Below are 20,289 nucleotides of genomic sequence, written 5' to 3'. Positions count from 1 at the left end.
TAACAAAAATTACGTTAGGTGTGTTTGCCATTCTCAAAAAGGGCGAAAAAACTAATTGACATAGTACGCTTATACACAAAAAAAGACCTCCCACTACAATCAAGAAATGGGAGGTCTTTTCACCCATCGAACGGAAGCAGGCGCTCGCGCTCGGCAGGGCACATCTTCAATTTGAACGGTTTACTCGGTTACGTGAGCGAAATGCTCTTCTACAATCGTCGCACAGCGCTCGCAAATCTGCGGGTGGGCTTTGTGTACACCGACGTCCGTCTTGACGACACGGCAGCGCTCGCATTTTACTCCGTCTGCAGCCGTTACCAGCACTGTGATGCCTTCAAGCTTGGTTGCATCTTCCGGTGCGGTTTCCCCCGCTTTATGCAGGTCGACATGTGCCACGATAAAGAGGTCGGCAAGGTCTGACATGGAAGCAAGCACGTTGGCCACTTCTTCGTTGTGCGGGTACAGGGCCAGTTTCGCGTCGACGGAGTTGCCGAATACCTTGTTGCGGCGCGCCTCCTCCATCGCTTTCAAGACTTCGTCCCGCACAGCGAGGAAGGCGTCCCACTTGCTCTGTGCCTCTGTCGCGAAGCCCAGGTGCTGCTCGTTCGCTTCCGGCATGTCGGTCAGCTGCACGCTTGCTTCATCCACGCCCGGGATGTAGCGCCATACCTCATCAGCGGTATGCGGCAAAATCGGAGCGACCAGCTTCACCAGATTGAGCAGGCAGTCGTACATGACAGTCTGAGCTGCACGTCGTTTGAGACTGGACGGAGCTTCGACGTAGAGGCGGTCCTTGCAGATGTCCAGATAGAACGCCGACAGGTCGATCGTGCAGAAGTTGTGAACGGCGTGGAATACGGTATGGAATTGATACTCGTCGTATGCTTTCCGCACCCGTTTCACCACCTGTGCCCCCTTGGCCAGCACATAGCGGTCCAGTTCGCTCAACTGCTCGTAAGCGACGCGGTCCTGATTCGGATCAAATCCGTCCAGGTTCCCCAGCAGGAAGCGGAAGGTGTTGCGGATTTTGCGATAAATTTCCGCGATCTGATTCAAAATCGCATCGGAAATCCGTACGTCCGTCTGATAGTCAACAGATGCTACCCACAGGCGCAGAATGTCTGCCCCCAGTTTGTCGATGACTTCTTGCGGCACGACTACGTTGCCGAGCGACTTGGACATTTTTCGCCCTTCCCCGTCCAGTGCAAAGCCATGGCTCAAAACACCCTTGTATGGAGCGCGGCCGTGTATGGCAACGGATGTGGACAGGGACGAGTTGAACCAGCCGCGGTATTGGTCTGAGCCTTCCAGATAGAGATCGGCAGGCCAGCTGAGGTCTTCCCGTTCTGCCAGGACCGCTTGGTGGCTGGAACCGGAGTCGAACCAGACGTCCATGATGTCTGTTTCTTTGCGGAATTCGCCGTGTCCGCACTTGGAGCAGGTGAGGCCTGCCGGTACAAGCTCGCTCGTATCTTTGGAGAACCAAACGGAAGAACCTTCTTTGCGGAACAGTTCCGCCACGTGATCAATCGTCTTGTCATTGATGATCGGCTCGTTGCAGGATTTGCAGTAGAAAATCGGGATCGGTACGCCCCATACGCGTTGACGGGAGATACACCAGTCGCCGCGGTCGGCAATCATGTTGGCCAGACGGGTTTCACCCCAGTGCGGAACCCATTTTACTTCCTTGATCGCATCCAGCATTTGCTGGCGGAAGCCGTCGATGGAAGCAAACCATTGCTCTGTCGCACGGTAAATCACCGGTTTTTTCGTCCGCCAGTCGTGCGGGTACGAGTGGGTGAAAAAGCTGAGTTTTAAGAGCGCACCGACTTCTTTCAGTTTTTCCGTAATCGGCTTGTTGGCATCGTCGTAGAACAAGCCTTCAAAACCTGGCGCTTCGGCTGTCATTTTCCCTTCATGGTCAACCGGACACAATACGCCAAGGCCGTATTTCTGTCCTACGTTGAAGTCGTCTTCCCCGTGTCCAGGAGCGGTATGGACGCATCCCGTACCGGCATCCAGCGTCACGTGTTCGCCCAGAATAAGCGGAGACTCACGGTCGTAGAACGGATGCTGGGTCACGACGCCTTCCAGTTCGCTGCCTGCATAGGTCGCCAGTACCTCAACGCTCTCCCAGCCAATTTCTTTTGAAGCCGCTTCAAGCAGGCCGCTCGCCAGCAAGAATTTGCGGTTGTCCGCAAGTACCACACTGTACTCGAGTTCAGGGTGAAGGGTAATTGCCAAGTTGGCCGGAATCGTCCATGGAGTCGTGGTCCAAATGACTACGCCAGTATCCGTATCCAGTTTGCCTTTGCCGTCTTTTACCTGGAAGCTGACGTAAATGGACGGCGAACGCTTATCCTTGTACTCGATTTCCGCGTCTGCCAGTGCGGTTTCCGACGAAGGAGACCAGTAGACACAGCGCAGTCCTTTGTAGATATAGCCTTTCTTTGCCATTTCTCCGAATACGCGGATCTGTTGCGCTTCATACTCAGGCTTCAGCGTTACGTACGGGTTTTCCCAGTCTCCGCGCACGCCGAGTCGCTTGAATTGGCTGCGCTGCTTGTCAATGTAGCTCCACGCGTACTCTTCACAGCGCTTGCGGAAGTCGTTTACTTCAATATTCCGCCGGTCCAGCCCCTCGGCGTTGATAATCGCCTGCTCAATCGGCAAGCCGTGCGTATCCCAACCCGGTACATAGGGCGCATGGAAACCAGCCATGGATTTGTAGCGGACGATGAAGTCCTTCAGAATTTTGTTCAACGCATGGCCGATGTGAAGATTGCCGTTTGCGTACGGAGGACCGTCATGCAGGATGAAGGTTGGTCGGCCTTTGGTACGCTCCTGTACCTTTGCATACATGTTCTGTTCATCCCACCACGCTTGTATTTCGGGTTCGCGTGTCGGCAGATTTCCCCGCATCGGGAAATCGGTTTTGGGCAGATTAAGGGTTTTGCTGTAGTCCATTGCCTGATTCACTCCTCGTTCATAAGTAACAAAAAAAAGCCTCCACTCATCCCTGTAGGGACGAGAGAAGGCTCCCGCGGTACCACCCTAATGAACACAGATCTGCGGATTACAGTCTGGTCACTTTTTCATTCGTAACGGGAATGACGCGCTCACTTACTTGCGGCAGGTATAACGAGCTCCGCTTTCGGCTATTGAACTCCCGGGTGATTTTCGGTGATGGCGACTGACCGGGCTTCCACCTGTCCCCGGCTCTCTTGGCAGTGCTTGATCACGTACTCGTCCCGTTCATCGTTGTAAGGATTTTACACTTGTATGTTTCATAAAAAGTTTGCAATCAATTATAGTACCATGATTGACGGTTCGTCAACGGTTTATTCCGTCACCAAAGAGGAATCCGCTTGTTCAATGTCGTCCCAAGCGCCGTTTTCCAACATCTCCAACTGGGCTTCCAGCAGTGTGCGGAAACGCATGCGATAGACGGATGCGCGCTTTTTCAGCTCTTCGATTTCAATTGCAATCTTGCGGGATTTGGCCAACGCTTCGTTGACAATCCGGTCGGCGTTTTTCTCCGCTTCCTTCAAAATCAACTGGGCTTCCTTCCGCGCATTCGATTTTACATCTTCTGCCGTTTCCTGCGCCACGAGGATCGACTTGCTGAGGTTTTCCTCCAGGCTCTTGTAGTGGTCGACCCGCTCATTCAGCATGGCAACACGCTCTTCCAGATCCTTCTTTTCCTTAATCAGGAGCTCGAACTCCTTAATGATCTGATCAAGAAACTCGTTCACTTCATCGATGTTATAGCCGCGAAAACCCGTACTAAATTCCTTATTGTGTATGTCCAATGGCGTTAAAGGCACGAGAACCCCCCACTTTTTCCAGAATCGTACAACATGATTTCGACAACGATAGCGCTTTTCCTGCCGGAAATTGCAAATTTTTGGTCTGTTTTCATCTTATGTGACCAAGCCGACAATCATGCGCAAACGCCCGCTGCGAGTCGGCCCAGACACCTCCAGGATCCGAAAGCGGCCGAATCCGGCAAGGGAAATCATGTCTCCTGCCTGCAGCGCATGAGCGGGATCATCTACGATCTTCCAGTTCACCTTTAGCTTTCCTGCGCGAATCGGCACCAGCGCCTTGGCTCGCGACAGGTTGTACACCTCGCCAATCACGGCATCAACCCGCGGCGACGGAACGGTAACGGTTTTTTCCGCAAACCGGATTTCCGGCGGTTGAAAATCCTGCCAATCGACGGCCTCAAATCGAACAGGCACACGATGGATATGCGTTACCTGGGAACAGACGAAGTCAGCCACCTCTGCGGCAATCACGACGTAGCATCCTTGTGAGCCGACGATCATGTCGCCAAACTTCTCCCGCTTCAAACCGACGTGTAACAGCGCTCCCATCACATCGCGGTGCTGCAGGGTCAGAAAGCGCTGATCCGCCTGAATGTGCAGGAGTGTCAGTCCGAAATCGGCTTCTTCCACGACAAAATAATCTGGATGCAAAAGAGCCCTTACCCGCTCTGCACCTTCGTACCCGCCGCTGGCCGATACAGTTACATCCTGCACCTGCGAGGAAAGGCTTTGCAAAATGGACAACTGACGCGGATCCAAAAAATCAGTAAGGCGCATGGATTGCTTCCGCTCCACCAGCGTCAGCATTTCCAGCGCCCTTTCCACAAAGGGAAGCTCTTCTTTTCGAAAATGGTTAAAGATACTCATGGCCGTCCGTCCCTAGAACAGTTTCATCAGAATCGACAGGAGACCGATCCGCGCAAAGTGAAGGGCAAACAGCGCAACGATCGGGGAGATGTCGATGAAGCCAAGGGTCGGGATGAAGCGGCGAAACGGCGCCAAATATGGTTCCACCAAACGTACCAGCAGTTGCCCGATGCCCGTATCCCGCATTTGCGGCACCCACGACATCAATACGTACGCGATGATCATGTACTGATAGACGGTAAAAACAAAATCGATAATGGTTATGACATAGCCCATCTGGACTCACCCTCTGTGAAAAATTCTACTCCTCAACAACACCGGAAATCGTGCCTTGGATATCAACATGATCCGGCGTGCAGACGAAAATATGGTCGCCTACTTTTTGAATATCGCCATTCAGGGCGTAAACCGTGCCGCTGAGGAAGTCGATAATCCGTTTAGCCTGGTCCTTATCCACCCGCTGCAGGTTCACCACCACCGGACGGCGATGACGCAGGTTGTCCGCGATATCCTGTGCGTCGCTGTAGTGACGCGGTTCAAACAGGATCAGGCGGATGCCTTCCTTTTCGCGCGCTGCCTGGAACGGGACGACATTATTTGCCCGAGAGACGGGAGTCCGCTTGGGATAGCGCTCCTGCTCGTCCTGTTCTTCTTCCACAACCGATTCCTCGAAGTACTCTTCGTTTTCAAACCCCAAAAAGCCCATAATCTTATTCATAACACCCATGGGTATCCTCCTCCCCGCAGACCAGGATTACGACTCGTCCGGCTTCACCAGAATGGAACCGAGCCTGACATATGTGGCACCTTCCTCAATTGCGACTTCAAAATCCCCGGACATGCCCATGGAGAGTTCTTCAATAGTGGCATGAGCAAAATCCCACTGATTGATTCGCTCTTTCCACTCAGCGAGTTGACGAAAGACGGTTCGCGTCTCTTCCGGGTTTTCGACATGAGGCGCCATGGTCATTAATCCCAAAATCCTTATATGTTTCATATTACTGGTTTCCCGCAAAAAAGCCAATACATCATTGGGACTAAGCCCAAATTTTGTCTTTTCGCCGGAAATATTCAGCTGCAGAAAGCACGAAACGACACAATCCAACTGTTTTCCCCGCTTGTTGAGGGCCTCAGCCAGTGACAATCGATCCAACGAATGTATGTAGGTGAAACGGCCCACCACGTCTTTTACCTTGTTGGTTTGCAAGTGACCAATAAAATGCCAGGTTCCCTGATCACCGTATTGTTCGTACTTCGGCAGGGCATCCTGAACGCGATTTTCCCCGATGTGTGACACGCCGACATCCAGGAGATCACCGATCACTTCTGCGTCGACATATTTCGTAACTGCGATGATTTTGACATCTTCCCGCTTCCGGTTACTCCGGTGGCAGGCGGCCGTAATTCGTTCTTCAATCCGTTTCAATCTCTCACGAAGTTGTTCCCGTTCACTTGTGCGCATGAGACTGCAGCTCCTTTCCTACTCTTTCCAACCAATAAAGGACGCCATCCGCCCCGTTTTCCCCGCTTCCTTGCGATGGGAGAAAAACAGGTCGGTCCGGCAGCTTGTACACCAGCTCGTCCGCAGCACCTGTTCTTCCTGCACCCCCGACTCAGCCAGGATCTCTTGATTCAGTCGGGCCAAATCCAGCAAGTACCGTCCGTTTTCCCGCGGGGTGATTGCCGCTTGCCAATTTTCGGCGGACTTACGGACACGCTCCGCGATCCGCTCATCCACTTCATAGCAGCAGCCGCCAATGGACGGCCCGATGGCCACCTGCAACTCTTCGGCACGCGTCCCGTAATGAGAGTGAAAGGCCTTGACCATTTCCTCGGCAATACGGCCGACGGTTCCCTTCCAGCCGGCGTGAGCCAATCCGATTGCCCCGGTCGTCGGGTCGAGGAAAAAGAGCGGTACGCAGTCGGCGTAAAATGAGGTGAGAAGAATCCCCGTCCGGTTGGTGTGAAGGCCATCCGCAGCAGGCACCACGTCTGCGAGGCTTTCCCTTCCTGCCCCGCCGGCGGTTACCTGACAAACCGTATTACCGTGCACCTGTTCGGCGCAGGTCCATGTTTCAAAGGGCATGCCCAATTGTTGGGCAAGTCGTTTTCGGTTGGCTACCACTCTTTCATCCGCGTCGCCTACATGCAGCCCCATGTTGCTGGCGGAAAACGGAGGCTCGCTGACTCCCCCCGTCCGCAGGGTGAATCCTGCCACCAAATCGGGATGTTTTTCTTCCCACTCGCGTATATGCAACGGCCGGTTCGGATCCGACCAGACAAACGGCTCAGTCATGGTGTCAACCTCCTCCATATGGGTAATCATACCACAGCCGAAAAGAAAAGAAAGACACAAGTCCCTGTGCCTTTCCCCGTTCGTTATGCCCGGTACTCTTCGTCGGCATTGTTCTTTGCGTCCACTTTCAACGTCTCTTCCATCCGGACCAATACAACGTCTTTCCCGATTTTCACAATGTTTCGCCAGGGAATCACATAGTCGTTTCCCGCGGCGAAAAATCCAAGGAATTTTCCCGGACCGGGCACAACGATCGCTTCCACTCGCCCGTGACGCAGATCAATTTCCAGATCAGAAATCTGACCCAGCCGCTTTCCATCCAGGATGTTGACTACTTCTTTTGTCTGAAAGTCGGAAATTTTGACCAATCCTGTTCACCTGCGCTTTCCTCCATTACTTCTAGTATATGAAGGGGTAGGCGATTATGTCCGAGAAAAAAGGCCCGAGCATATGCCGGGGCCATGAATCTTACGACTGCACGTGTTTTTGCATGTGGGCGATTGCTGCCTTTTCCAAACGGGAAACCTGCGCCTGTGAGATGCCGATTTCTTCGGCGACCTCCATTTGTGTCTTGCCCTCGTAAAAGCGCATGGAAAGGATCATTTTTTCCCGCTCGCCCAGGCGCTGCATGCCCTCGCGAAGGGCGATCTCCTCCACCCAGGTTGCGTCCTTGTTCTTTTCATCGCTAATCTGATCCATCACGTAGATGGGATCGCCCCCGTCCTGGTAAATCGGTTCGAACAGCGAAACCGGATCCTGGATGGCGTCCAAAGCAAACACGACATCTTCTTTGGCAACGTTCAGCTCGTTCGAAATTTCCACGATCGTAGGTTCCCGGGAGTGCTTGTTTGTCAGGTTGTCTCTCACCTGCAGCGCTTTGTATGCAATATCCCGCAAAGATCGCGACACGCGTATCGGGTTGTTGTCCCGCAGATAACGTCGAATCTCGCCAATAATCATGGGAACGGCGTAGGTGGAGAATTTCACGTTCTGGCCGAGATCAAAGTTGTCAATCGCCTTCATCAATCCGATGCAACCCACCTGGAACAGGTCGTCGACGTACTCGCCCCGGTTGTTAAACCGCTGAATGACGCTCAACACCAGCCGAAGGTTGCCGTTCACCAGTTTTTCCCGCGCTGCCAGCTCGCCGCTCTGCAATCGTTCGAATAGTTCCCTCATTTCTTTGTTGGTCAATACCGGAAGCTTCGAGGTGTCTACCCCGCAGATCTCTACCTTGTTGCGCGTCACGTCTTTCCCTCCTCGAAGAAAAGAAAAAAGTTCCTAACCCGGATGTCTTGAAAGGCCGCGTGCTGACGCTTGCGCCGAACAAGAGAGTGGCTGAACCAACCATCCACTTTCTGGTACGGTTTAGGAACAGTATCCCCTTCGATTTGGAAAATATGCGTTACACCATTTTGTTGAATTCTTTTCGCAAACGTTTAATGATTCGCTTTTCGAGTCGGGAAATGTACGATTGGGAGATGCCAAGCAGGTCGGCGACGTCTTTCTGGGTCTTTTCCTCTCCGCCCGCCAGCCCGAAGCGGAGCTCCATGATGATTCGTTCCCGTTCGGTAAGTTTATCCAGCGCTTTTTTCAACAGTTTGCGGTCCACCTGATCTTCGATGTTCTTGTAGATGGTATCGTTCTCCGTTCCCAAGACATCGGACAGCAGCAGTTCGTTCCCGTCCCAATCGATATTGAGCGGCTCGTCAAACGATACCTCGGAGCGGATCTTGTTGTTGCGGCGCAGGTACATGAGAATTTCGTTTTCGATACAGCGGGAAGCGTACGTCGCCAGCTTGATGTTCTTCTCCGGGTCAAAGGTATTGACTGCCTTGATCAGGCCGATGGTACCGATACTGATCAGATCTTCGATGTTGATCCCGGTATTTTCAAACTTGCGGGCAATGTAGACGACGAGTCGCAGGTTGCGCTCGATCAACATGCTGCGCACAGCGGAATCTCCCGAAGGAAGGCGGCTTAAGAGGATTTCTTCTTCTTCACGGGTGAGCGGCGGTGGTAACGCTTCGCTGCCGCCGATGTAGTAGATCTCTTCGGCGCGGGCACCAATCCACAGCAGAATACGATACCAGAGCAATTGAATACTGAGGCGAAGTTTTATGTACATATTAGCCCTCCTGTTCTAGAGATGTGCTGGTTTGATGAGGATCCATCTGCATCAAGGCGGGATGGACAATCGCTTGGTACTGTTGATCGGCAGCGAGACCGAACGGATTCAGTCCGATCAGAACCCTTGAACTCCCGTAGCGAACTCCGTTTTGAACCAAAACAACTTCGTCAGGCTTAATGGCGAGAAGAAAATCCATTCCTCTGGACACGCTGCGGTAGGGGATCAGACGAAGCCTGGACTGCCACTCCGCCGGCAGCGTCTCCAGCAGTCCGTCCATTTTTTCCAACCGCTTCTCCCCTTGCTCTGCCAAGGACAGCAGAGAGGGAGGAAGCAGGTGTGCAAACAGACTGCATTCCATAATCATCACCGGGATACGGGTAATCGGTTCATGGAGCTGATTCCCCGTGTCGACGAGTCCCCGGCAAATGACGCTCTCTTTTGCCACACGCACTACTACCTCAACGAGAAACGCTTCCAGCCTCCGCGGTTCCTGGATTGCCTGGTAGCTGCGCCGACTGAGAAAGTAGACCAGGATGAATCCTGCCAGCAGGACGAAAAACGTTGGCTTGGAACCGACCCCAAAGCTGTCGTTGTGTGTGACCAGGATGCCGTTGACAATTTCACTCTGGGAGGAGAGAAAGTACTGCAAGCCGAACACGCCTCCGCCGAATACAAAGGCGATGAAGTAAAAAATGATAAGGTTTTGGATGAATGCGAGAAGCCTTTTGAAGCCAAAAGCGATCCACAGCATGATGACGGAGAACAGCAGCTTTACCGACCATTGGTACATGGAGGCGAACGAAGGAAGGAAAAAAAAGACGAGGTAGGTGGAACCGAACATCGACGCCAGGAATATCCTCCACCACACCATCGGCTCTTTGCGAAAATAGGCCGTAAACCAGAGCAGCAAGGCATCAATGGCGATATTCAGGAGTAGAATGATATCAAGATAGATAACCACACTGTCTTCACCCCCGCCTGGCAAAGACAGTATATATCAATGTTTATGTGCAAGTCTGTCAGATCTTGACCGTATTTTTTCGGTTTTTTTGTAGAAAGGAATAAAGCCCCAAATGGAGAGCACTGCAAAACGGTTCCGTTCATGGGAAAACGGAGGCGTTCTCTTTGCTCCGCTTCGTTGCAGCCCGCCAAGGGGGTTCTCTGTCCGCTCCGAGACGATCCACGGGGCGGGGGCTAAACATCTCGAATAAAACAATAACCTTGCCTACGCAAAGGAAGGCAAGGTTATCTTTTCTTCTATTACTTCTTGTTGCGACGACGGTTTCGCAGGAACGCCGGAATATCCAAGTTGTCCAGATTGCCCATGGAAAACAGGGATTTTTCTTCCTCATCTTCCTTGCTGCGAGCTGTCGTGTGCGTGGAAGACTGCACCGGACGGGCCGGCGAAGCCGGTTGCTGCGATCGGCGCACCGTGGTGTTCTGTCTTTGGTTTTCCTCGAAACCGGTGGCAATTACCGTAACGATAATTTCATTTTTCAAATCTTCGTTGATGACGGCACCGAAGATCATGTTCACGTCAGGGTCCGCTGCGGAAGAGACGATGTCAGCCGCTTCGTTTACCTCGTACAAGCTAAGGTTGTTGCCGCCGGTGATGTTCATCAGGACACCGCGAGCACCCTCAATGGAAGTTTCCAGGAGCGGGCTGGAAATGGCCCGACGCGCCGCCTCTGCTGCGCGGTTTTCGCCGCTGCCCACACCGATTCCCATCAGGGCGGATCCGCGTTCGGTCATGATTGTCTTCACATCTGCGAAATCGAGGTTGATCAAACCAGGCACCGCAATCAGGTCGGAGATGCCCTGTACACCCTGACGCAGAATGTTGTCCGCTTCCCGGAACGCTTCCAGCATCGGAGTGTTTTTGTCCACGATTTCCAACAGACGGTCGTTTGGAATGACGATCAGCGTGTCCACTTTTTCTTTCAAGGCTGCGATACCCAGCTCGCCCTGCATGGCCCGTTTACGCCCTTCGAACGAGAACGGACGGGTAACGACGCCTACGGTCAACGCGCCCAGTTCCTTGGCAATTTCCGCCACAACCGGAGCGGCACCTGTCCCCGTCCCGCCGCCCATACCTGCGGTGACGAATACCATGTCTGCTCCTCGCAGTGCGTTTTCAATCAGTTCACGGCTTTCTTCAGCCGCTTTCTTTCCAATTTCCGGATTGGCTCCCGCACCGAGACCGCGGGTCAGCTTTTCCCCGATTTGCAGCTTGATTTCCGCGCTGGAAAGTTGAAGCGCTTGTGCATCGGTGTTGACGGTGATGAACTCTACCCCTTTTACCCCACCGGCAATCATACGGTTTACAGCATTACTTCCGCCACCGCCGCAACCAATCACTTTAATTCGTGCAAAGGTTTCCATATCTAAGTCAAATTCCAGCATCTTGCCAGTTCCTCCTCAATCGTCATCACAAGAGCTTTGATGAGCCTGTCCTGCAGGCAGTTCGTCTACGGGGCGACTGTGTTCATTCCCTCGATGTAACAGGTCTATTCCCTGTTTCGCTCTAAATAAACTCACTAAACCAGTTCTTTACTTTCTCCATCAAGTTGCCGCCCTCTTTCGGTCTGGAGACAGCTGGCTTATGCCCTCCCTTGAACGAGGTGCTGCTGCGAGTGCTTCGTCGCTCCATCTGCTGAAGAGCGTACTGGATCAAGCCGACGCCCGTTGTGTAGGATGGATCGCGAACACCGATATAGTCGGGAATGGCGATCCGTACGGGTGCGTCCAGTTCTTCCTTGGCCAGCTCCAGCATGCCGGGCATCGCCACGGTACCGCCGGTCAATACGTATCCTCCGGCAATTTCGTCGCGGAAGCCCAGTTTGTAGACTGCCTCCTCTACCAGATTGAAAATCTCCGCGGCTCGCGGTTCGATAATATTGGCCAAATCCACCTGGGTAAACTGTTTTTCCACTTCGCTGCCAATTCGTGTGACTTTGAACTTTACGTCTTCCGATGCATCGTCAATCAAAGCGCATCCATGTTTGGTTTTTACACGATCGGCTACGTCCGTCTGGGTGCGGAGGCCAAGCGCAATGTCGTTGGTAATGTGATCTCCACCGATGCCGATCACCGTAGTAGCAGCCAGTTTTCCCTGTTCAAAAACTCCGATGGTTGTGGAGCCCGCTCCGATATCGACCAGGACTACACCCATGTTTTTGTCGTCTTTGGTCAGAGCCACCGTACTGGCGGCTAACGGCTGCAGGAAGATGCCGGCAACGCGTAAGTTGGTACGTTCGGCACAGCGAACGATGTTATGTACGACCGTCTTTGACCCGGTAACGATGGTGCCCTCCATCTCCAGGCGAACGCCAATCATGCCGCGAGGGTCCTTGATGCTTCCCTGTCCATCGACGATGTATTCCTTGGGCACTACCTCTATAATTTCCCGGTCAGGCGGAATGGCAACAACCTTTGCTGCCTGAATGACGCGTTGGATGTCTTCTTCTCTTATTTCACGGTCTTCGCTAGAGACAGCGACAACCCCCTGTGTTTCATGCAGCTCAATGTGGTTCCCTGTAATCCCAACATACACTTCTTCAATGGATACCCCAACCATGCGCTCTGCATGGTCAACAGCTTCCCGGATGGCATGCACGGTTTGGTCGATGTCGACAATTGCACCTTTTTTAATCCCTTCGGAGTGAGCTTGTCCCACACCGATGATGTTGATGGAACCGTTGTTTACCTCGCCAATCATGACGCGGACCTTGGACGTTCCGATATCTAAGCTGACGATGAGTTCATTGCTTACCAAACCTGTGACACCTCCCTTGCTACGAATAGACTTTTGGTAATGTGAGTACACCTGCATAATCTATTCCACACAGGACAATCATTCCCTTTTTTCTTTCGTGATTTTTTAAAAAAATAAATCCTTTAGCCCATATTTTCCATTAATCCATCTGATTGATCCAGCGGGACAGGATAATCCTGCGGATCACAGCCAGGTTGTTAAACAAGCGCACCCCAAATGCGACGATCGCCGCCAGGTAAAGGTCGATACCCAAAAACGCCCCGATAAAAGCCAGGCCGGCAGCAAAGAGCGTGTTGAAAAAGAAACCGGACATAAAAATGCGCACGTTAAAGGTGCGCTCCAGATAGGAACGAATCCCGCCAAAGATTGTGTCCAAACCTGCGAGCAGAGCGATGGAAAGATAACTGCTGTATTCCTGCGGTACACGCCAGTCCAGCAAAAAGCCGGCTGCGACACCGGCAATTAATCCGATGAGAGGGATCCACATGTTACGAATCTCCTTTTGCCTTCACTGGTTTCATATACTGAATGATACGCGGTTCCTGATTGGAAGGGATCAACACCTTGTCCCGCTTTTCGATGACAATTTTCTTGTTGGCCAAACGAAAGTTTTCCTCCACACCTTCCAGTTTAAGCGCGGAAATCAATACGTCCGGTTCGCCCATCGCCTTCAGTTCATAAGGCGGCTGGATCGTCTTGGTGTCCACCTGAATCGTTTCGCCCACGTTGCGGATGGCTGTAGTGGCGATCAAGCGGTGACCGTTGATGGATACGGCTTGCGCACCGTTCGAAAACAGGATGTTCACCAGCCAGCGCAGATCTTCGTCGTCAATGGTGTAGTTGTTTGGATAACCGGCGGCAGCAGTCTCATCAACAGTAGAATCGGAAACCTCCGGCAATGCGTCAACGATTCGCAGGAAAATGCCCTTTCCTTCCATCGAAACAAGCCCCGCCAATCTGCGCGTCCGTGCAAGCTCTTCCTTCATGACGGAAAGGCTCTCATCCTCGTTCAGTGCTGTTTCGTATTGATAGTACAATTGATTGTACTTGGAAATGTCCGCAAGAAGGTTTTTATGTTTTTCCAGTTCCTTTTGCAAACTGGTTCGCAGATCCGCCACGCTGCGGGACTCCATATGAACGGGATCCAGGTTGCTGCGCAGTTGGATGGTCAACATAACACCTATAATAGCACTAATAATAGAGAGAATAAATGTAATTTTACCGTTTTTTTGCAACATAAGGGAACGCTTCCTTCAATTAGGATGAGGAGTTTTTCGTTTTGGCGTCTCCGACGAATGCCGGAAGCTGCACGAGTTCTTTTTTCGTCACTTCAATCTGCACGAAATCCTGCAAGGTTTGCAGAACTCCCCCCGGAAGATTCAGAGCGTTTTCGAGTGTCGTCGGTTCACCGATCGCGGTGATCACGAACGGGGCGGCGGATTTGATGCCGTTAACGATAATGGTGGGACCCACGCAGCGGATCGCGGAATTGCTCACAAGGCGCTGTCCGTTTATGCTGATCGCCTCGGCCCCGGCAGCCCGCAATTCGTTCACGACCAGCCGAACGTCCTGTTCGTGAACGATATAGTTTGTCACGTCAGGCGAGTTGGCTGCATTTTGGCTGTCCTGCATGGTTACGACAATTCCCGGTCCTTCGACCGGAACCACGCCCGCCATCATCCGCGCCATCTCAAGCTGGCTCAGAATTTCCGCCGCTTCCGACTTGCGCTTCGCCATCGCTTCCTCCACCTCGCCAACCTGTCGCTGCAGATCGAGGAGCTGTACCTCCAGATGGCGATTTTGCTCCTTTTCCGCCAGAATCCGCTCATTCAATTGGGTCTCCTGCTGAAGCTGCTGGTTGTTCAAATGCTCGATTCGCGTCAGCTTTGTCGTTTCAATGGAATTGGCGATGAGAAATCCGGTAGAGAACGTAACGATCGTTAGATACAGTTGAAATGTACGTCGACTCATGAACGTTTATCCTTCCTCTAGGACTGTTTCGGCTGCTCTTCCCCGGTTTGAACCGGAATCGGCGTGTTCGGTGTCCCGTACGGTACAAACCACGGCTGTTCGAACAGGGACAGAACACCTTTGGTATCCTTTGGCAATTCCTTCACAATGGCCGGATACCACTTCAGCATTTTGTCCAGTTTATAGACCACACTGCGTACCTCGTTGCCGTCGCGCATGAACAGCGTGATCCGCTGCTTGTCGTACACGGTCGGCTTCAACGCGATGTCTGAAATCTCGCTCAAGATCGCAGGAGACAGCTTTGCCAGCGCTTTTGCCAGGTGAGGGAGCAGTTCAGGCGCCGACCACGAGCTGATTAACGGCCTGTCCACTACGCGCTGGGAAAAGTCCACCTGTTTAAGAACGATCCCATTTTCCAAAAGCGGATAACGGCTGCCGTCCTGGCCTGTCCAAAAGGCGACTCGCCGGTACTCCGTTACGTGCAGTTCGATCACGCCAGGAAATTTTCGCTGAATGGTCACTTGCTTGATCCCCTCGAGCGGCTTCAAGTTTTCCTGAACGCTGCTTTCCCAGACGTTAAGGATCTGCCCCCCAATAGCAACGCCAGATGTTTTTGCAATCAGCTCAGCCTCGTAGATGTCGTTGCCGTACACTTGCACTTCGTGAATCTTGCTGTATGGGGAACGGAAGAAGATGACGATCAGAACCGTGAGAAAAAACAGCACAAGTAAAAACACCAGCTTACGGTTGCCTTTTCGTTTTGGCCGTTGTTGTTTTACCTGCGGAATGCGTTCCTGGATAACCGCCATGTTCAAACCCTTCCTCACAAATATTGGATGTGCTTGGATAATCTGTCATGGTTGAAAAAGAGGGAAAGCGGCATAGCCTTTATGCCGCTTACATATGCTTGCATGTATTTATTGGGATATGCGTGAAATCCTCGCGCCCAGCCGTTGCAATTGCAGCTCGAGCCGATCGTACCCGCGGTCGATGTGATGAATCTGCTCAACGGTGGTCGTGCCCTCCGCAGCTAAACCGGCAAGCACCAAAGCCGCTCCGGCGCGCAAATCTGTCGCTTCCACGCTGGTTCCTGTAAACCTGCTGACTCCGCGGATAATGGCGGAGCCCAGGTCAACGTATATCGACGCACCCATTCGCGCTAATTCATTGACGTGTTTGAATCTTCCTTCAAATACGGTCTCTTTGATCACGCTCGTTCCTTTCGCCTGAGCCAGAAACACCATCAGCTGTGCCTGGAGGTCGGTCGGAAAGCCCGGAAATGGCGACGTAATAATACGGTCGTACGCCCGGGGACGAGAAGTGCTCTTGACTTCCATTATATCATGGTAGGTCTTGATTTCAACACCGCAACTACGGGCGACCTCGATCAGGGCAGTAAGATGTTCCGGAATCGTATTGGTCAATTCGATATGCCCCTGCGCCACTCCCACCGCCAAGAGATGGGTTCCGGTGACGATGCGGTCCGGGATGATGCGGTAGCTGACGGAACGAAGTCGGGGGACACCCTGAATCTCAATCGTGTCCGTTCCGGCACCGCGAATCCTCGCTCCCATCGCATTGAGGAAGTTTTGCAGATCGACAATCTCCGGTTCCCGTGCGGCGTTGCAAATGCGCGTCATGCCTTTGGCAAGCACAGCAGCCATCATGACGTTTTCCGTGGCTCCCACACTGGGAAAGGACAGAAAAATATTGGTGCCTCGCAGCTGTTTGGCACGGAACGTGATATAACCTTCTGCCTCTTCCATTTTTGCACCGAGCGCTGTCAATCCGGCCAGATGAAGGTCAATGCGCCGTTCTCCAATCAGACAGCCGCCGGGGCGTGAGATCGTCACCTCTCCCAGACGAGCCAACAGCGGCCCTGCCAAAAAGATGGAGGAACGCATTTGTCCCATCAGATCGTCGGGTACATGCGAGACGGAGAGGGACGTCGTGTCCAAATCCACACAGCCATCCGTATGCTTTGCATTCGCACCCAGTTCGTTTAAAATCTGCAGCATCACATCAATGTCTTTTAGATGCGGAACGTCGTAAATATGAAATTGCCCTTCTGCCAGTACAGCGGCAGCAAGTATTGGGAGGGCAGCGTTTTTTGCTCCTTGGATTCGAAGCGAGCCGGAGAGAGGTCTTCCGCCTTCGATCGTAAAAGTCTCCAAACTTTCACCTCCGTGTTACCCCTCGCCCACCACCAGCACTTCCGGATGTAAATCGACGCCGAATTTCTCTTTAATTGTGCATCTGATGTGATCCATCAAGGTGAGGACGTCGGTAGCCGTGGCCCCTCCGCGATTGACGATAAAGTTTGCATGCATTTCCGAGACTTGAGCTCCTCCATAATGAAACCCCTTTAAACCTGCTGCTTCAATCAGCCTTCCAGCATGATCTCCGGGCGGATTACGGAATACGCTACCTGCGCAAGGTAATTGCAGAGGCTGGGTTTGCCGTCTGCGATCCTTATAAGAAGCCATGGCCGCCGCGATTTCCTTGCGATCACCCTTGCGTAATTGGAAGAGGGCTTCAAGCACAATCCCTTTTTCTCTTTGCAGCAGGGATGTTCGGTAGCTAAAGCTCAACTCCTCGTTGGTCAACACCTTTACTTCGCCATTTTCGAAGAGAATCTCGGCTTCTTTGAGAATACGTGAAAGATCTGATCCGTGAGCACCTGCATTCATGTAGACGGCTCCGCCTACTGTACCAGGAATGCCTCCCGCAAATTCCATACCTGTTAATCCCATCTTGCCTGTTTCCACCGCCAGGCGGATCATGGAATATCCGGCACCAACACACACCTGTTCGCCCCTGAACTCACAGTGACTCAAGCCCTCAGCCACCTTGAGCACGGCTCCGCGAATCCCCCCATCCCTCACTAGGAGGTTGGAACCGCGCCCGATAACTTTCCAAGGAATTTCATGACGATGGATGATTTGTACTGCTGAAATAAGTGATGTCTTATCCTTTGGTTGGATTAACAAATCAGCAGGACCCCCGATCCGCCACGTCGTATGGTTGGCGAGAGGTTCATTGGTCCACACTTTCCCCACACCTGCTTGCCTCAACTCATCTGCGATTTGTTTCATCGTGAACCTCCTGATACAAATGCTAGATCGGACCTAGGTCTATCACGTGTTTGCTCCATACTATGCGAACGCCTAAAACGGCGTGACAGTCGCCCAGGATCGTTTTCATACAGTTTACTGACGCATGAGTTCGTAAATGTTTGCGGCGGCCTGCGGCATCCCGAGAGTTAACGATCTCTCTCGCATGGATGCCCAGCGTTCTTGATCTTTTAAAAGTGAGGTCAATGCTTTGTGCAAAGTCTCCCCGGACAACTCCCGTTCCAGGATGACTTCAGCCGCCCCGGCGCGCTCCAGTCCGCGGGCATTTTTCTCCTGATGGTTGTTGGTTACATAGGGAGAAGGGATCAAAATAGCGGGAACGCCCAGCGCGGTAATCTCCGCCAGGGTGGAAGCTCCTGCCCGGCTGACCAGCACATGAGTGGCCGCCAGAACGTCCGGCATATTGTGGACGAACGGCAGCACGGTAAGATTTCGGGGCAGCTCCCCTTTTTCCTGCAGCGCTTTGGTAATCGCCTCATAGTGCACTTCGCCTGTCACGTACACGTAATGAGACTGGAGATCGTCGGCCATGCGCGGGACCAGGTCCAGCGCAGCTTCGTTAATCGCTCGCGCCCCCCGGCTGCCTCCGATGATGAGGACGATTCGTTTGTCCGAAGAGACACCTAAAAACTCTCGTCCCGCTTCAGCATCTCCGTGGATGACTTCCGTTGCTCGCGGATTCCCTGTCACGACCGTTTTGGTCCGCGGAAAATAAGCAAGCGACTCCTCGAACGAGACGGCCACCCGATCGACGAACCGCGCCAGAAACTTGTTGGTCAGGCCAGGAACGACGTTTTGTTCGTGGATCACGGTTTTGATTCCCAGCTTTGAGGCAGCGTACACAACGGGACCGCAGACGTAACCGCCTGTTCCAATTACCACGTCCGGTTGAAATTCACGCAAAATCTGCCTGGAGGCGGAGACAGCCTGTACAAATTTCCACAGTGTCTTCAGATTGTCCAGGGTGAGCTTCCGCTTCAAGCCTGAGATTTCAATTTCTTCAAGCGGGATTCCTGCACGAGGCACCAATTGGGCCTCCAGTCCGTTTTTGGTACCTATATACAAAAAGGTCGCCTGCGGTTCCTGGCGACTGATTTCCCTCGCCACCGCAAGCGCCGGATAAATATGTCCACCTGTTCCTCCTCCAGTGAGGACGACACGCATTTCCATCACTCATTTCATCTTTTTTATCTCGAAAACCGCGATATGTTCAGGAGAATCCCCACCCCGGTCAGCATCAGCGTCAAGGATGAACCGCCGTAGCTCAAAAACGGAAGGGTAATCCCGGTTACCGGAAACATCCCGGTCACAACGCCGACGTTAATGACCACCTGAATCGCGATCATGCTGATAATCCCCAGCGCCAGCAGGTTGCCGAACAAATCCGGAGCGGTGATCGCTGTCCGCATCCCCCGCCACAGCAGGAGCAGGAACAGAAGCAGCACCAGCGTTCCGCCGACGAAGCCAAGTTCCTCGGCAATGATGGAGAAAATAAAGTCGTTGTACGGCTCCGGCAGGTAAAAGTGCTTCTGTCTGCTTTGTCCCAGGCCCAGACCCAATAAGCCTCCCGGACCGATTGCGTAAAGAGACTGGATGATTTGATAGCCCGTCCCCAGCGGGTCTTTCCACGGGTCGATAAACGCCGTAATCCGGTCCATCCGGTAAGGCGCCGATATGATCAGTCCGGCAAACCCTGCCAGACCGAGCATTCCAAGCCCGACGAAATGGCTGATCCTCGCTCCTGCCGCAAAGATCATCACAATCGCTGTTCCCATCAACACCACGCCCGTGCCCAGGTCAGGCTGGAGCATGATCATGCCGAAGCAGGCCACCGGTATCCCCAAAGCAGGCATCAGTCCTTTCCGAAACCAGACGATCTGCTTTTGATTGTCGGACAGCCATTTGGCGAGAAACGCCGCAACGCCGATCTTGGCAAACTCGCCTGGCTGAATGCCAAATGCTCCGAAGCCGAGCCAGCTTTTTGATCCGTTTACTTCAATTCCCACCAACAGTACGAGGACCAGCAAACCCATGCTGATGAAAAAGCCGACTTTCGCCCACTTTTTCCACACCCAGTAGTCGATGTTCATCGTAATATACATCGAGGTAATCCCAAGCAAGGCGAAAATCAGCTGCCGCTTGGCGAAAAAGTAAGGGTCATGAAACGGAGGCCTCTGGCCGACGATGGCACTGGCGCTGTAGACCATCACGACGCCAATTCCCAATAAAAAAAGGGTTGCAAAAATAATGACGAAGTCAGGGGCGGACCGCACCTTGGGCATGTT

21 protein-coding genes and 1 other annotated feature are annotated in these 20,289 nt (G+C 52.8%); all 21 genes read right to left on the bottom strand.

Annotation, left to right across the window (positions count from 1 at the left end):
* Positions 1-180: 180 nt before the first annotated feature.
* The 21 genes from ileS to spoVE all read right to left on the bottom strand — a co-directional run bounded on the left by ileS (position 181) and on the right by spoVE (position 20,286).
* Positions 181-2,967: an isoleucine--tRNA ligase gene (gene ileS / locus ACE99V_RS15770; protein WP_400492124.1), complete on the bottom strand. Its 2,787-nt coding sequence runs from the start codon at positions 2,965-2,967 to the stop codon at positions 181-183.
* Between the two features lie 53 nt (positions 2,968-3,020).
* Positions 3,021-3,268 (bottom strand) — a binding site (T-box leader).
* A gap of 73 nt (positions 3,269-3,341) precedes the next feature.
* Positions 3,342-3,827, bottom strand: coding sequence for a DivIVA domain-containing protein (locus ACE99V_RS15765; RefSeq protein ID WP_400492123.1), 486 nt, complete (start codon positions 3,825-3,827; stop codon positions 3,342-3,344).
* 96 nt (positions 3,828-3,923) lie between these two features.
* Positions 3,924-4,697 (bottom strand): YlmH family RNA-binding protein, encoded by a 774-nt coding sequence (locus ACE99V_RS15760; protein WP_400492122.1) that lies wholly within the window; start codon positions 4,695-4,697, stop codon positions 3,924-3,926.
* A 12-nt stretch (positions 4,698-4,709) separates the two neighbouring features.
* Complete coding sequence (locus tag ACE99V_RS15755) at positions 4,710-4,973, bottom strand: YggT family protein (RefSeq protein ID WP_400492121.1); 264 nt, start codon at positions 4,971-4,973, stop codon at positions 4,710-4,712.
* Positions 4,974-4,998: 25 nt separating this feature from the next.
* Complete coding sequence (locus tag ACE99V_RS15750; RefSeq protein WP_400492120.1) at positions 4,999-5,424, bottom strand: cell division protein SepF; 426 nt, start codon at positions 5,422-5,424, stop codon at positions 4,999-5,001.
* Between the two features lie 27 nt (positions 5,425-5,451).
* Positions 5,452-6,159 carry a YggS family pyridoxal phosphate-dependent enzyme gene (locus ACE99V_RS15745; RefSeq protein ID WP_400492118.1) on the bottom strand — a complete coding sequence of 236 codons (708 nt, stop codon included), beginning with the start codon at positions 6,157-6,159 and terminating at the stop codon, positions 5,452-5,454.
* 18 nt (positions 6,160-6,177) lie between these two features.
* Positions 6,178-6,993 carry a peptidoglycan editing factor PgeF gene (gene pgeF, locus ACE99V_RS15740; RefSeq protein WP_400492117.1) on the bottom strand — a complete coding sequence of 272 codons (816 nt, stop codon included), beginning with the start codon at positions 6,991-6,993 and terminating at the stop codon, positions 6,178-6,180.
* Between the two features lie 83 nt (positions 6,994-7,076).
* A complete protein-coding gene (locus ACE99V_RS15735; protein ID WP_400492116.1) occupies positions 7,077-7,361 on the bottom strand; it encodes a YlmC/YmxH family sporulation protein in 285 nt (94 codons plus the stop codon).
* A gap of 100 nt (positions 7,362-7,461) precedes the next feature.
* Positions 7,462-8,241 (bottom strand): RNA polymerase sporulation sigma factor SigG, encoded by a 780-nt coding sequence (sigG, locus tag ACE99V_RS15730; RefSeq protein WP_400492115.1) that lies wholly within the window; start codon positions 8,239-8,241, stop codon positions 7,462-7,464.
* 157 nt (positions 8,242-8,398) lie between these two features.
* Positions 8,399-9,121: an RNA polymerase sporulation sigma factor SigE gene (gene sigE / locus ACE99V_RS15725; RefSeq protein WP_400492114.1), complete on the bottom strand. Its 723-nt coding sequence runs from the start codon at positions 9,119-9,121 to the stop codon at positions 8,399-8,401.
* Between the two features lies 1 nt (position 9,122).
* The gene (gene spoIIGA, locus ACE99V_RS15720) at positions 9,123-10,085 is read right to left on the bottom strand and encodes a sigma-E processing peptidase SpoIIGA (protein ID WP_400492113.1); all 963 of its coding nucleotides are present in this window, start codon (positions 10,083-10,085) and stop codon (positions 9,123-9,125) included.
* A 299-nt stretch (positions 10,086-10,384) separates the two neighbouring features.
* Positions 10,385-11,527: a cell division protein FtsZ gene (ftsZ, locus tag ACE99V_RS15715; RefSeq protein WP_400492112.1), complete on the bottom strand. Its 1,143-nt coding sequence runs from the start codon at positions 11,525-11,527 to the stop codon at positions 10,385-10,387.
* 121 nt (positions 11,528-11,648) lie between these two features.
* Positions 11,649-12,899, bottom strand: coding sequence for a cell division protein FtsA (gene ftsA, locus ACE99V_RS15710; RefSeq protein WP_400492111.1), 1,251 nt, complete (start codon positions 12,897-12,899; stop codon positions 11,649-11,651).
* Positions 12,900-13,038: 139 nt separating this feature from the next.
* A complete protein-coding gene (locus ACE99V_RS15705; protein ID WP_400492110.1) occupies positions 13,039-13,386 on the bottom strand; it encodes a small basic family protein in 348 nt (115 codons plus the stop codon).
* Position 13,387: 1 nt separating this feature from the next.
* The gene (locus ACE99V_RS15700; protein ID WP_400492109.1) at positions 13,388-14,137 is read right to left on the bottom strand and encodes a DUF881 domain-containing protein; all 750 of its coding nucleotides are present in this window, start codon (positions 14,135-14,137) and stop codon (positions 13,388-13,390) included.
* 19 nt (positions 14,138-14,156) lie between these two features.
* On the bottom strand, positions 14,157-14,870 hold the full coding sequence (locus ACE99V_RS15695; RefSeq protein WP_400492108.1) for a DUF881 domain-containing protein: 714 nt from the start codon (positions 14,868-14,870) through the stop codon (positions 14,157-14,159).
* A 17-nt stretch (positions 14,871-14,887) separates the two neighbouring features.
* The gene (locus ACE99V_RS15690) at positions 14,888-15,679 is read right to left on the bottom strand and encodes a cell division protein FtsQ/DivIB (RefSeq protein ID WP_400492107.1); all 792 of its coding nucleotides are present in this window, start codon (positions 15,677-15,679) and stop codon (positions 14,888-14,890) included.
* A 108-nt stretch (positions 15,680-15,787) separates the two neighbouring features.
* Positions 15,788-17,044, bottom strand: a complete 1,257-nt coding sequence (gene murA, locus ACE99V_RS15685) for a UDP-N-acetylglucosamine 1-carboxyvinyltransferase (RefSeq protein ID WP_400492106.1) — start codon at positions 17,042-17,044, stop codon at positions 15,788-15,790.
* Positions 17,045-17,059: 15 nt separating this feature from the next.
* A complete protein-coding gene (gene murB / locus ACE99V_RS15680; RefSeq protein WP_400492105.1) occupies positions 17,060-17,965 on the bottom strand; it encodes a UDP-N-acetylmuramate dehydrogenase in 906 nt (301 codons plus the stop codon).
* A gap of 114 nt (positions 17,966-18,079) precedes the next feature.
* On the bottom strand, positions 18,080-19,168 hold the full coding sequence (gene murG, locus ACE99V_RS15675) for an undecaprenyldiphospho-muramoylpentapeptide beta-N-acetylglucosaminyltransferase (RefSeq protein WP_400492126.1): 1,089 nt from the start codon (positions 19,166-19,168) through the stop codon (positions 18,080-18,082).
* A 23-nt stretch (positions 19,169-19,191) separates the two neighbouring features.
* Positions 19,192-20,286 (bottom strand): stage V sporulation protein E, encoded by a 1,095-nt coding sequence (gene spoVE / locus ACE99V_RS15670; RefSeq protein ID WP_400492104.1) that lies wholly within the window; start codon positions 20,284-20,286, stop codon positions 19,192-19,194.
* Positions 20,287-20,289 lie beyond the last annotated feature (3 nt).

Origin of the sequence: Brevibacillus soli (genome assembly GCF_044759095.2) — a bacterium.
GTDB lineage: Bacteria > Bacillota > Bacilli > Brevibacillales > Brevibacillaceae > JBIYSM02.
Note: the sequence above shows the minus strand (reverse complement) of the source record. Positions and strands in the feature narration are given on the sequence as shown.

Bases quoted from the DNA above. Each gene is read 5' to 3' on its own strand.
- ACE99V_RS15745 (WP_400492118.1), bottom strand. From the start codon at position 6,159: ATGCGCACAAGTGAACGGGAACAACTTCGTGAGAGATTGAAACGGATT.
- ACE99V_RS15700 (WP_400492109.1), bottom strand. From the start codon at position 14,137: ATGTTGCAAAAAAACGGTAAAATTACATTTATTCTCTCTATTATTAGT.
- ACE99V_RS15755 (WP_400492121.1), bottom strand. From the start codon at position 4,973: ATGGGCTATGTCATAACCATTATCGATTTTGTTTTTACCGTCTATCAG.
- ACE99V_RS15705 (WP_400492110.1), bottom strand. From the start codon at position 13,386: ATGTGGATCCCTCTCATCGGATTAATTGCCGGTGTCGCAGCCGGCTTT.
- spoVE (WP_400492104.1), bottom strand. From the start codon at position 20,286: ATGCCCAAGGTGCGGTCCGCCCCTGACTTCGTCATTATTTTTGCAACC.
- ACE99V_RS15760 (WP_400492122.1), bottom strand. From the start codon at position 4,697: ATGAGTATCTTTAACCATTTTCGAAAAGAAGAGCTTCCCTTTGTGGAA.
- murG (WP_400492126.1), bottom strand. From the start codon at position 19,168: ATGCGTGTCGTCCTCACTGGAGGAGGAACAGGTGGACATATTTATCCG.
- pgeF (WP_400492117.1), bottom strand. From the start codon at position 6,993: ATGACTGAGCCGTTTGTCTGGTCGGATCCGAACCGGCCGTTGCATATA.
- ACE99V_RS15695 (WP_400492108.1), bottom strand. From the start codon at position 14,870: ATGAGTCGACGTACATTTCAACTGTATCTAACGATCGTTACGTTCTCT.
- ACE99V_RS15750 (WP_400492120.1), bottom strand. From the start codon at position 5,424: ATGGGTGTTATGAATAAGATTATGGGCTTTTTGGGGTTTGAAAACGAA.
- murB (WP_400492105.1), bottom strand. From the start codon at position 17,965: ATGAAACAAATCGCAGATGAGTTGAGGCAAGCAGGTGTGGGGAAAGTG.
- ftsZ (WP_400492112.1), bottom strand. From the start codon at position 11,527: ATGCTGGAATTTGACTTAGATATGGAAACCTTTGCACGAATTAAAGTG.
- sigE (WP_400492114.1), bottom strand. From the start codon at position 9,121: ATGTACATAAAACTTCGCCTCAGTATTCAATTGCTCTGGTATCGTATT.
- ileS (WP_400492124.1), bottom strand. From the start codon at position 2,967: ATGGACTACAGCAAAACCCTTAATCTGCCCAAAACCGATTTCCCGATG.
- ACE99V_RS15690 (WP_400492107.1), bottom strand. From the start codon at position 15,679: ATGGCGGTTATCCAGGAACGCATTCCGCAGGTAAAACAACAACGGCCA.